The organism is Streptomyces sp. NPDC054834, assembly GCF_053611185.1.
Genome location: NZ_JBSGZV010000065.1, coordinates 1 through 12099 on the forward strand (window position 1 = coordinate 1; position 12099 = coordinate 12099).

At 72.1% G+C, this 12099-nt stretch carries 9 protein-coding genes; 5 read left to right on the forward strand and 4 right to left on the reverse strand.

All coding sequences use genetic code 11. The features are described 5' to 3' along the window. Window positions 1-32: 32 nt before the first annotated feature. The 3 genes from ACWGJM_RS44490 to eccE all read right to left on the reverse strand — a co-directional run bounded on the left by ACWGJM_RS44490 (window position 33) and on the right by eccE (window position 6093). Window positions 33-3644 carry an SCO5717 family growth-regulating ATPase gene (locus ACWGJM_RS44490; RefSeq protein WP_453417486.1) on the reverse strand — a complete coding sequence of 1204 codons (3612 nt, stop codon included), beginning with the start codon at window positions 3642-3644 and terminating at the stop codon, window positions 33-35. Window positions 3645-3970: 326 nt separating this feature from the next. After that, on the reverse strand, window positions 3971-4723 hold the full coding sequence (locus ACWGJM_RS44495; protein WP_453417514.1) for a hypothetical protein: 753 nt from the start codon (window positions 4721-4723) through the stop codon (window positions 3971-3973). A gap of 32 nt (window positions 4724-4755) precedes the next feature. Further along, window positions 4756-6093 (reverse strand): type VII secretion protein EccE, encoded by a 1338-nt coding sequence (gene eccE, locus ACWGJM_RS44500; protein WP_453417487.1) that lies wholly within the window; start codon window positions 6091-6093, stop codon window positions 4756-4758. Between the two features lie 185 nt (window positions 6094-6278). Here eccE and eccB point away from each other — a divergent pair, with 185 nt between their 5' ends. From eccB to ACWGJM_RS44515, 3 genes are read left to right on the forward strand one after another with little or no spacing between them, the layout of a single operon-like run. Then, window positions 6279-7802: a type VII secretion protein EccB gene (eccB, locus tag ACWGJM_RS44505; protein ID WP_453417488.1), complete on the forward strand. Its 1524-nt coding sequence runs from the start codon at window positions 6279-6281 to the stop codon at window positions 7800-7802. Window positions 7803-7821: 19 nt separating this feature from the next. Beyond that, window positions 7822-9054: a type VII secretion-associated serine protease mycosin gene (gene mycP, locus ACWGJM_RS44510; protein WP_453417489.1), complete on the forward strand. Its 1233-nt coding sequence runs from the start codon at window positions 7822-7824 to the stop codon at window positions 9052-9054. Then, complete coding sequence (locus ACWGJM_RS44515; protein WP_453417490.1) at window positions 9051-10556, forward strand: outer membrane protein assembly factor BamB family protein; 1506 nt, start codon at window positions 9051-9053, stop codon at window positions 10554-10556. Before mycP ends, ACWGJM_RS44515 begins: the two co-directional genes overlap by 4 nt. Window positions 10557-10633: 77 nt before the next feature. Here the strand turns inward: ACWGJM_RS44515 and ACWGJM_RS44520 are convergent, their stop codons facing one another. Further along, window positions 10634-10927 (reverse strand): DUF397 domain-containing protein, encoded by a 294-nt coding sequence (locus ACWGJM_RS44520; protein WP_453417491.1) that lies wholly within the window; start codon window positions 10925-10927, stop codon window positions 10634-10636. Window positions 10928-11211: 284 nt separating this feature from the next. On the opposite strand from ACWGJM_RS44520, the gene ACWGJM_RS44525 reads away from it, so the two are divergent. Both ACWGJM_RS44525 and ACWGJM_RS44530 read left to right on the forward strand, forming a co-directional pair. Then, window positions 11212-11550, forward strand: a complete 339-nt coding sequence (locus ACWGJM_RS44525) for a WXG100 family type VII secretion target (RefSeq protein ID WP_390739586.1) — start codon at window positions 11212-11214, stop codon at window positions 11548-11550. Window positions 11551-11584: 34 nt separating this feature from the next. Next, window positions 11585-11896 carry a WXG100 family type VII secretion target gene (locus ACWGJM_RS44530; RefSeq protein ID WP_453417492.1) on the forward strand — a complete coding sequence of 104 codons (312 nt, stop codon included), beginning with the start codon at window positions 11585-11587 and terminating at the stop codon, window positions 11894-11896. The last annotated feature ends 203 nt before the right edge of the window (window positions 11897-12099 follow it).

The window sequence follows — 12099 nt, forward strand, 5'->3', positions numbered from 1 at the left end:
TTCACGCACCGGCCGCCCGTCTTTGCGCCGTCCTACTGCTGGGGCGGAGCCTGCGGAGGCTGCGCCTGCGGGGGCTGGCCCTGCGGAGGCTGTGCCTGGGGCTGGCCGGGCTGCGGATAACCGGGCTGCGGCGGGTACGGCTGGCCGGGCTGGCCCTGGGCCGGCGGGTAGGGCTGGCCGGGGGCCTGGGGGTACGGCTGGCCCGGGCCCGGCGGGTACGGCTGGGCGGGCGGCTGGCCCGGGGCGTACGGCGGCTGCCCGGGCGCCGGGTATTGCTGGCCGGGCATGGGCTGGCCGGGCATGGGCTGGCCGGGCATGGGCTGACCCGGCATCGGCGGGGCGGCCACCGGCGGCGGATTGCCGTCGTTCGTCCACAGCCCGTGCGACTGCTGGTGCCGTACGAAGTCCTCGGCGACCATGGCCGCGAGGTTGAAGTACGCCTCCCGCACCTTCGGCCGCATCATGTCGAGGTCGACCTCGGCACCGGCGGAGAGATGCTCGTCGAAGGGGACGACCACGACGCCCCGGCAGCGCGTCTCGAAGTGCGCCACGATGTCCTCGACCTTGATCATCTTGCCGGTCTCGCGCACACCCGAGATGACGGTGATGGAGCGCGAAACGAGATTGGCGTACCCGTGCGCGGAGAGCCAGTCCAGCGTCGTACTGGCGCTGCTCGCACCGTCCACCGACGGCGTGGAGATGATGATGAGCTGGTCGGCGAGGTCGAGCACACCGCGCATCGCGCTGTACAGCAGACCCGTGCCCGAGTCGGTGAGGATGACCGGGTACTGCCTGCCGAGCACGTCGATCGCGCGCCGGTAGTCCTCGTCGTTGAAGGTCGTGGACACGGCCGGGTCGACGTCGTTGGCGATGATCTCCAGGCCGGACGGCGCCTGCGACGTGAACCGCCGGATGTCCATGTACGAGTTGAGGTACGGGATCGCCTGGACGAGGTCACGGATGGTCGCCCCCGTCTCGCGGCGCACACGGCGGCCGAGCGTACCGGCGTCCGGGTTCGCGTCGATGGCGAGGATCTTGTCCTGCCGCTCGGAGGCCAGGGTGGAGCCCAGCGCGGTCGTCGTGGTCGTCTTGCCCACGCCGCCCTTGAGGCTGATGACGGCGATCCGGTAGCAGGACAGCACCGGCGTCCGGATCAGTTCCAGCTTCCGCTGCCGCTCCGCCTCCTCCTTCTTCCCGCCCAGCTTGAACCGCGACGAGGCCGCGGCGGGCCGCCCGCTCTTCGCCTTCTGCTTCTTGTTGTTGAGCAGCCGGTCCGACGACAGCTCCACGGCCGCCGTGTAACCCAGCGGCGCCGCACCGGGGTGGGTCATCTGCCGCTGGTCGTGCTGTATGGGCTGCGGCCAGGCGGCACCGGCCCGCGGGTCGACGGGGGCCTGCGGAGGCTGAGCCGCCTGCGGAGGCTGAGGGGGCTGCGGCTGCTCCTGACCCTGCAGATTGGGGGGCTGGGGGAAGCCGTAGCCGCCTTGGCCGGCGGGGGAGTTGGGGGCGCCCGTGGGGTGGGGGAAGCCGTAGCCGGGGGGTTGGGCGTCCGGCGCGGGTGCCTGGGGCTGTGGGGGTCGGGGTGCCTGCGGGGGCTGCGGCTGGTTCTGGGCCTGCTGGTTGGGGGCGGGGGGCGGGGGGAAGCCGTAGCCGGCGGGCTGGTGGGGAGCCGGAGGGACGGGCGCGCCGCCCGGCTGCTGCACCGGGGCGGCCGGGGTCGCCGCACCGGGCTGCGGGAAGCCGTATCCCGCCTGTGGGTGGGGAGTGGGTGCGGCGGCGTGGGGCGGTTGTGGTGCTGCCGGGGCCGGGGCCGGGGCCGGGGCCGGGGCCGGGTCGCCGGGCTGTGGGAAGCCGTAGCCCTGGCCCGGCTGGGCGGGTGGTGCGCCGGCGGGACCGGTGGGCTGCGGGAAGCCGTATCCCGCCTGTGGGTGGGGAGTGGGTGCGGCGGCGTGGGGCGGTTGTGGTGCTGCCGGGGCCGGGTCGCCGGGCTGTGGGAAGCCGTAGCCCTGGGCCGGCTGGGCGGGTGGTGCGTCGGCGGGACCGGTGGGCTGCGGGAAGCCGTACCCGGCCTGCGGATCGGGTGCAGGGGCGGGGGCATACGGCTGGCCCGGCTGGGGGGCGGCCGGCGGCGCCGGGGGCTGGTTCCAGGCGGCGGGCGCGGGCTGGGGCGCCTGCGGATGGAACGGGGGCTGCTGCGGCGGCACGGGGTCGGGCTGGGGCGCCTGCGGATGGAACGGGGGCTGCTGCGGCGGCACGGGGTCGGGCTGCTGCGGCTGCGGCTGGGCAGGCCAATCGGCCGCCGGGGTGGGGGCGGCGGGCTGGTACGACGGCGGCAGCGGTGGCACCCCGGCCTGCGGCGCCGGCGGGGGAGCCCAGGCGGGCGGAGCGTCCTGGGGCGCGGGCGGTGGTGGGCTGTCCTGGGGCGCGCTGTCCTTGGGAACGGCGTCAGCGGCAGCGGCCTCCGCGTCGGGGGTGTCATCCTGAGCCGGCGGAGCCTCGGCGGGAACGGCCTCGGCGGGAACGGCGTCGGTGGGCTCGGGGTCGGTGGGCTCGGGGTCGGCGGGAGCGGCGTCCTGGACCTCGGCCTCCGCTTTCACCGCGTCCTCGGCCTCGGCCGCCGCGTCGACCTGGGCGTCCGTGTCCGCCGCCTCGGTGTCCTCGGCGAGGGTGTCCTCGGCGGAGGCGTCCGCGGACTCCTCCTCCACCGGAACGGCGGCCTGCGGCGCGACCTCCTCGGCGGGCGCGGCCTCTTCGGCGGGGGCCTCCGCCGCCACCGGCTCGGCGTCCTCGCCGGAGTCGGCGACAGCTTCGTCGGCATCCTCGGACGCCTCGACGGCGCCCCCGGACACGCTCCGGAGCTCGACCACGTCGGCTCCGTCGGCCTCTTCCGTGCCTTGTGCCTCCGCCTCGGTCACGTCCTTGGACGCGTCGGGCTCAGCCGGCCCACCCGAGCCGTCATCGTTCGACACGTTGGCGCGCTCCGCGATCGCGGCCATCTCGCGCTTCAGAGCGACGGCCGAGAAGCGCATGGTGGCGCCGCTCTCCAGATCACCGTTATCAGCCTCGGGCGGCGCGGGCGGTGCAGGCGGCGTGGGCGGCGCCCACGACTGAGCCTGCCCCTCCGGCTGCGAAGGTTGCTGCGGCGGCTGCGAGGCCCGCGGCTCGAACCCCCTCCCCATCGGCAGCCTCGGCACCGCACCGGGCCCCCCGGTTGGCGGCGCGGGCGGCGTGAACGGCGCACCCGGAGCGGGCGCGGGCGGCGTGAAAGGCGCCCCCGGCGCGGGAGCCGGAGGAGGCGGCGTGAAGGGCGAACCCGGAGTCACGGCACCGGCCGCCCGAGTCGCGTGCGGCGGAGGGGCCAGCCCCGGAATCGGAGCGCCCCCGGCATCCGCGTACGGCGATGCGGGCGGCCCCCCGGCCGTACCGGGCGCCCCGGATGCGGGACCGGAGGTCCCACCGGCCCCCGAGCCCTGCCCGGAGCCCTCCGCCGCCCCGCCCGCCTGCGACGCGTTCTGCGTGTACCAGGCAGGCGGCGCGTAGTCGATGGTGAACTCGCCCGTCGTCTCGACGGAGGACTCCGCGTCGGGCTGGTCATCGCCGGGTGTGGCCCAGCCCCCGCGGATCCCGTCCCGATCGCTGCTCACAGTTCCTCCTGGTGTGGTCGAGCACCCTCATGCCGTGCCGGGGCGACCATGTCGTGTCGTTCTCAGTCGTCCGTAGTCGTTCGAGGTAGTCCGATCCACCGGCTCTCCCCCTGGGCCGTCGATGCCCGGTCCACGGGTTCTGGCATCGCACCCGGTACCAGCCTAATCACCACGAGCCGCACCCGGGCAGGCCCGTCCGCCCCTCAGCACCGACCCACCAGGTCACACCCCGCCCCGAAGTGCCCCACCGCGCTGCCGTATTGGCGCACCATCAACGAACAAAGCGGACAATAACCGTCAGGTCGGGTCAGTGCGCACCCCGTTGGTCAGTCCATCCGCCGTGGCGTACCCAACAATCCGATCTCGGCATCGGTCGGCTGCGTCATCACATACTGCCGATCACGGTCGGCACACCAGAGGGTGACGCCGTCGGCGAGCGTGGGCAGGGCCTCCACCTCGACCCGGTTCAGCCCCATGACGCGGCCCAGTTCCCCGGCCTCGTCCGGCGAGACCCGCTGGACGCCCGCCAGTCGCGCCTGCCGCAGCAGCCGGGGCGCGACCGGGCTGAGATACGGCAGCAGCGTCAGCACCGACTGCCAGGGACCGGAAGTCACTCGCCCGCGAGGTGGCCGCATGCCGCAGTCCCGCACCACCAGGACCGGCGTGCCGGCCGACGCGCCCTGCGGTGGCACGCGACCCACGTCGTACACCGCAAGGCCGTTCTGACCGCCACCCATGGCGTGCACCATCTGTGTCCAGGCCTGTGGCCGACCGGTCTCGACCGCGACCCGCGCGCCCGTCGCCGCGGCCCGCAGCGCGAGGACCTGCGCGGTCCACAGCCCGCCGATCAGCACGACGTCGTACGCCGTGGGCCGGTTGAGCCCCAGCACGGCCGGCTGCCCCTCGGAGTCCACACCGGCCACGACCCCGTCGTCGCCGATGGGCAGGGCGAGCGAGTCCAGCAGTTGCGCGGGCAGCGCGTGCCGCCCGTGCCGGGGGCCGAGCAGCCCGAAGCCGTTGCGTACCCGCGCGGTCACCCGCTGGGCGGCGGAGGGTGCGGCAGGCTCTGGTGCGGCCACCGGACCGGCGGTCCGCTGTGTCGTCGGGGTCGTCAACGCACACCTCCGAGGGGCAACGTGGCGAGCATCCCGGGCAACTGCTCCCGGTCGAGCCGGGCGAGGCCCGCGCCGGCCTGCCGGGCGGCCCCCTCCAAAGCACGCCGGGCGGCGACCAGTTCGTCGTCGCTGCGGCCGGTCACCCGCAGATGCCCGCACAGGGACACCTCCTGCCGCTCCCCGCGCGCGAGGGTGAGGCTGAAGGTGGTGGCCAGCGCTGGTATGGCGGTGATCTCGGCGACCAGCTGCGGCAATGACGCCTCGCTGCCGGCGCTCAGTTGGGGCCAGCGGCGGATCCAGTACGAGGTGTGCCGGCGGTTGTCGCAGCGCCAGCTCCGGCCGGACTCACGCGTGCGCCGCTCGCGCGCCTCGGTCCGCCCGGCCTCGGCCGTCACCAAGGGGTTGGCGCAGGCCGACGTGGCGAGCGCGGCGACGAGTTCTTCCTCGTCGAGCACGGTCGCGCGGAACCCGGCCCCGGTCAGCCGGCTGGCGAGGTGGTCCGCCGTACGGACCACGCACTTCTGCGCGCCGAGGAGACCGCCCCCACGCGCGGCCACGGCCTCCGCGCACAGCTCGGGGTCCAGCTTCAGCGCGATCCAGGTGATGCGGACGGCCGGAGCGCCGGTCTGCTCCTGAAGGGGCAGGTAGTTGGCGACGGCCACGGACTGCTGGGGCAGGTGCAGGGCGGGCGCCGGCTGTGTGTGCAGCACGATCTGCGCCGACTCCAGCCGTATGCCGTCCACCTCGAGGGCGTCCCGCACCAGCCCGAGCGGCAGCGGCTGACGGCTCCGCTCGGCCCGCAGCGCGGTAGCGTCGGCCTCCACCTGAAGGACAGCGGTGACGAAGGTGCCGTCGCCGACGATTCCGACGGGACGCCGGTCGCGGGCACCGTAGGAGTAGGTACGCAGGGCGGGCTCGCACTCCACCGCGGGCACCAGCGCGGGTTCGGTGCCCGGCGGTACCGGAGTGTTCGCCGCCCGGCGCTGGCGGGCCCGCAACGCCCTTGCTGTCACCAGCCATTCGGGGAGTGAACGGCCCCGACGGCTGACCACCGCGAGCAGCACGAGCGCGACGGCGACCAGAGCCGCCGGCACGAGCGCCGCGGGGCCCGTCGCCCAGCCGGTGACCAGCACGGCCACCGCGAGCTCCAGCAGCACGAGCCGTTGCAGCCGGAACGAGCCGCCCTGTCCCGGGCGCGCCCTGAGGTGCAGCGCGCCCGATGCCTGCTGCCGCGGCTGAACGGCCGACGGCCGCGGAGCGGTCTCGGGACCGGGCGCTGCGGCACCCTGGGCCCGCGACCGCCCACGCGACCGCGTCCGAGTACCGGAAGCCATCACTCCATCCCCCCGTTTTTCTCACAACTCGCTGGTGCCGACACCGCACTTGGGCGCCGGAAGGCCCGGGTACCCTACCCGCCCCTCCAGCCACTGCCGACACCAGGCATAGTAGGGGGCGGGTCTGACATCGGAGGGCGGCCAGTCACGCCTCCGGATGTGACAACGGGGAGAAACAGTCACTCATGGCATCACGGCGGGACGAACTCAACGCCTACACGTTCGCGAAGAGGCGCACCCTCGCGGCCTTCCTCCAGCCGTCACCGTCCGGATCGGAGGAAGGCGCGCCCAAGCCGCTGCGCGCGGTCGTGCCCAGCCTCGTCGCGGGCGCGCTGACGCTGGCGGTCTTCGGCGCCTGGGGGATGTTCCAGCCCACCGCGCCCGCCGGCTGGGACAAGCCCGGCACCCGGGTCATCGTGGGCAAGCAGTCCACCACCCGCTACGTCGTCCTCAAGACCGGCAAGGTCACCCGCCTGCACCCGGTGCTCAACCTCTCCTCCGCGCGCCTGCTGATGAACGACGCCGACTACCAGGTCATCCAGGTCAGCGACGACATCCTCGATTCGGGCAAGCTGCCGCGCGGTCCGATCCTGGGCATCCCCTACGCGCCGGACCGCCTCCCGTCCGCCGACGAGGCCGGGAAGGCCAAGCGCTGGGCCGTCTGCGAGCAGCCCGGCGGCAAGGGCGAGACCGTCCAGGAGGCGACCTTCGTCCTCGCCCAGCGGGACGCGGCGAAGACCGACGGTTCGCGCCGCCTCGCCGGCGGTGACGTGCTGTACGTCAAGACCCGTGCCGGCCGGCGTTATCTGGTCGACTCGCGCGGCACGTCGTACGCCGTCACCGGCGCCGAGTCCGACGCGCTGACCACCGCGCTCGTCGGCTCCCGCAAGCCGCAGCTCGTCACCAAGGAGTGGCTCGGCACCCTGCACCAGGGCGCGCCCATACGCTTCCCCCAACTGCCCTCCGGTGTCGGCTCGCCCGCGAACGTCCCGGGCCAGCTCTCCGCGGAGGAGAACAAGGTCGGCATGGTCCTCCGTACCGAGACCGGGGAGGGAACCAAGCACTACGTCGTCCTGCCCGGCAAGGTGCAGCCGATCAGCGACTTCACCGCCTGGCTGCTGATCTCCTCGCCCCAGACGGCACCGCTGAACATGAACGGAAAGGCCCGCACCGTAGGCCTCCAGGACTTCACCGCCGACACCGAGCCCTTCGCCGGACAACCCGCCGACTGGCCCCGTGAGCGGGCCCGCCAGGCCAACTCCGCCTCGTCCGCCTCGGGCCGCGACACCGTCTGCAGCGTGCTGCGCGACGTGGACGACGACAACTCGACGACCCTGAGCACCTGGGCGGGCACCGACTACCCGGCCGAGATCACCGCAGACGGCACCAGCACCTACGTCACCCCCGGAACGGGCCTGCTCTACACCCAGTTCCAGGGCACCGAGACGGGCGCCGGCGCGCTCTTCCTCGTCACCGACACCGGTCTGCGGTACGCCGTCCAGGCCAACGGGGACAGCGACAGCCAGAAGTCGCACATCGGCGCCGACGGCAAGAAGACCTCGGACGGCACCCCCGAGCCCAGCGAGGCCCAGGTCAAGCTCGGTTATCAAAACGTCAGGCCCGCCGAGGTGCCCGCGGTCTGGTCGGAGTTCCTGGCGAAGGGCCCGCGCCTGGACACCAACAGCGCCCGTCAGCCGCAGGGTTCGTAGCCCGCCTCTGTTTACGGACATGATCAATAGGAGCGCCGTACGAGTGCTGCCGACGAAGGCAACCCTGCTGACCGCCGCCGTACTGCTGGCCACCCTGGGCGCGGCCCCGCCCGCACCCTCCCTCCGTCTGGACGGCAGCGGAGAGTGCACGTTCCCCGCCAAACCGATCAAGGGGACACCCTGGTCCTTGCAGCGCGTCCTGCTCGACGAGCTCTGGCAGGGCACGAACAAGGGCAACGGCGTGCGCGTGGCCGTCATCGACACCGGCGTCGACGACAAGAACCCGCAGCTCAGCGCAGTGGTGGACAAGGCGGCCGGCCGTGACTTCCTCGCCAAGGGCAAGGGCGGCGACCCGACCGACGACCAGGTCGGGCACGGCACCAAGGTCGCGGGCATCATCGCGGCCCGTCCCCGCTCGGGCACGGGCTTCGTCGGCCTCGCCCCGAACGCCACCATCATCCCCATCCGCCAGAACGACGCCGACCAGAGCGGCGACTCGGACACGATGGCCGCTGCCATCAACTACGCCGTGACGCAAGGCGCCGACGTCATCAACATCTCCCAGGACACGACGAAGCCCCTGTCGGCCACCTCCGCCCTGGCGCAGGCGGTCCGCAAGGCGATCGGCGCGGGCGTCGTCGTGGTCGCCTCCGCGGGCAACGACGGCCTGGACGGCAAGGTCAAGAACACCTACCCGGCCGCCTTTGACGGAGTACTGGCCGTGGCCTCCTCCGACCGCAACAACGAACGCGCCACCTTCTCCCAGGCCGGCACCTTCGTCGGCGTGGCGGCCCCCGGCGTGGACATCGTCTCCACCGTTCCCGGCGGCGGCCAGTGCACCGACAACGGCACCAGCTTCTCGGCCCCCTTCGTCGCGGGCGTGGCGGCCCTGCTCAAGGAGAAGTACCCGCACTGGACCTCCGCCCAGATCATCACCCGGATCGAGCAGACGGCTGAACGCTCCGTCAACGGCCACGACAACTACGTCGGCTGGGGCGTCGTCGACCCGGTCCGGGCCGTCCAGGAATCCGACACCGACGACCCGCCGTCCTCGCCCACCCCGGACCCCGGCCTCAGCAAGGCCCCGGCCCCCGACGTGGCACCGTTCTCCCTCGCGGAGACCGCCGAGGAACGCAACCAGCGGTACGCCACCTACGCCCTCGGCATCACCGTCGTGCTGGTGGCGGTCATCGCCGGCGCGGCCGTCGTCACGCGCGACCTGCGCCGTCACCGAAAGGAACCCACAGCGTGAGCTTCGGCCCGCCCCCGTCGATATACACGGAGTCCGCGCTGGCAGCGGACAAGACACGTCAGAAGCGCCGCAGACGGGTCCTGAGGACGGCCGCGGCGTCGACGGCCGCCGCCCTCTGCCTCGGCGCGGGCCTGCTGTGGTACCAGGCCGGTGACAAAGGGACCGGCAAGACGACACCGGTCGCGGTGCACCAGGCGCTCGACGAGGTCCGCGAAACCGTCGAGAAAGCCCCCGTCTCGCCCGAGGGCCAGATCGTGACCCAGCACAACGAGGAGAAGCTCTCCAAGAACACCGTGACCAGCCCACGCTACGCCCCCGGCACCTGGGCCACGGGGAAGATCGTCGCGAGGGGCGTGGCCAACCGGATCGAGGGCTACAAGATCGAGCCCACGTACGACGAGAAGGCCTGGACCCTCAAGCTGGACGGCCACCTCTGCGCCACCAGCAGGGACGTCACCGCCGACGGCCGTACAGCGGTCGTCATCCAGCCGCCCAAGGCCAAGGGCGCCAAGACCGAGGGCGTCTGCGACCAGGTGGTCTTCCTCGACCTCGACACGGGCAAGAAGCTGTGGCAGGAGAAGATGCCCGCGGCCGACTTCGCCTACGTCACCAACACCAACCTCACCCTCACGAAGGGCGTCGTCGCCGTGGCGTGGGGCCATGGCTCGGTGGCGTACGACATGAAGACCGGCAAGCGGCTCTGGAACACCACCTCGGTCTCCCAGTGCCACGACAAGGGCTTCGCCGGCGGCCGCGCGCTCCTGGCACTGGTCACCTGCGGTGAGGAGTCCGACGCCAGCTACCGCGTGGAGAAACTGAACCCGCGCACCGGCAGGACCCGGTGGACGTACAAGCTCGCCGACGGCGTCCAGGACGTCTACCTGCCCTCCTCCGACCCGCCCGTCCTGGCCGTGGCGGCGGGCGACAGCGAGGTCACCGACCTGATCACACTCGACGCCGACCGCGGCAAACGCCTGGCCACCATCTCGATGGGCGGCTACGAGCCCAAGTGCGGCAAGCGGTACTCCTTCGCGGACTACTTCGGCACGGTGGACAACTGCGACGGCCTGGTCGTGGGCCGCAGCCGGCTCTACGTCATGAGCAAGGAGCAGACCGACATCAAGCAGCCCTCCGACTGGATCGTGGCCTTCGACGTCGACAAGGGCACCTCCACGGGCAAGTTCGAGGGCCGTCCCTTCCAGATGGTCGTCCCCCTCCGCACGAGCGGCGACGACCTGCTCATCTACCGCAGCAGCATCGACACCGTCCAGCCCGCGGCCGTGGTCAGCTGGAACCCCAGCACCGACAAGGAGACCCCGTACCTCCTCTTCCGGCTCCCGGAGGACGACGAGTACGAACTCAGCGACCCGGAGAAGACGGAGATCACCTACGAGCAGGGCCACGTCTTCTTCGCACCGCGTGAACTGGTCCGGGACGACGACCACCCGACGTATCCGGCGCTGTCGGTCCTCGGGGTCGGGACGGCGGGCCTCAAACACTGAGGTGAAACGGGCCGCCGGGGGCGGCACACGCGCGTGCCGCCCCCTCACCTGCCTCTGGCGGTGTTTCGCCCTCTCCGCTACTCGGTCGGCAGTCCGCCGTTGTGCGGCGCGGGCTCCAGGTCGAACTCCCCGTCACGCGCACCGAGTACGAAGGCCCGCCACTCCGCCTCCGTGTACCGCAGCACGGTCTTCGGGTCGAGCGAGGACCGCATGGCCACGGCCCCGCCGGGGAGGTAGGCGATCTCGACCCGCTCCTCGTGCTCCTCCGTACCGGGCGCGCACTGCCACTCGACGTCTGAGATGTCGAGGGCGTACAGCTCGTCCCGCTCGCGCTCCTTGCGCGCCTTGATCTCCTCAGCCGTCTCGGTCATCCCGCAGCGACCCCTTTTCCCGACGTACGAACGCTGTGTCGGTCACAGTACTGGTCCCCAGAACTTCCCTGTCCCCCCTTTGCAGTTGGAAGCGCCACGTCAAGTGACTAGAGTGGCTCCGGGTGCCACACATGTGGTACCGCACGGGGGCGGTGCGACGCTGCGACGGCGCGTCGCGCGAGAGCGCAGCAGGTCTTGCCCGCCAGGAGGGCCCGGACAGCCGTCCGGGTGAACCCGTCGCGGTGGTGAAGGTCACCGCCGCTTCAACAGGAGGGCAAGAACGTATGGCTTCGGGCGTTGACCTCAGCGCACACGCGCTCACAGGTCTGGCGAACGACATCCGCGACTTCCACCACCAGGTGAGTGAGCGGGTCACCTCACTCAACCGAGTCGTGGACATGATCCAGGCCGGCTGGAAGGGTGCGGCGGGCAAGGAGTTCGACACCGTTCAGCAGGGTGTGAACAAGAACCTCAAGAAGCTCCAGGACGATCTCGTCGACCTCGAAGAGGCGATGAGGGCGAGCATCGGCGGCTTCACCGACCAGGAGCAGGAGCGCATCTCCGACATCCGGAAGGTGGACAACTCCTACGAGGTCACGAGCCGCATCACGGACCTCGCCTGAGCCCGACGCCGCATCCACGAGGGAGATACGTTTCATGAGCTACGACGCCGACCGTACCGCCGTAAACTACGACACCGTCACGCAGGCCGCCAGCGACGTCCGCAACACCGCCAAGAACCTTGCGGAGCAACTCGAGACCCTCATGCGCAGGGTCAAGGCCGTGGCCGAGACCTGGGAGGGTGAGGCGAAGACGGCCTACACCGAGATCCAGCGGGACAGCAGCGACCAGATGGACCAGATGGCCCAGAAGCTGGCCCGCATCGCCCAGCTCCTGGACGACTCGGTCATCGGCTACCAGGACACGGACAAGGGGAACGCGGCGCGCTTCCGCATGCTGATGGGCTGACCCGGCCCAACCGAGAGGGGAGGCGGCGCTGAGCCGCCTCCCCTTGCCGTTTCCCGCTGCACGCTCAGCTACCACGACGATTCGGGTTGATGGATGTCTCGGACACCGCTCACGACAACCGCAGGCAGGTACCACCACCACTACGGCACCCATTCGGGCGGGGGTGGTCCCGTGGCGTGGTGGGAGTGGCTCATCCTGATCGC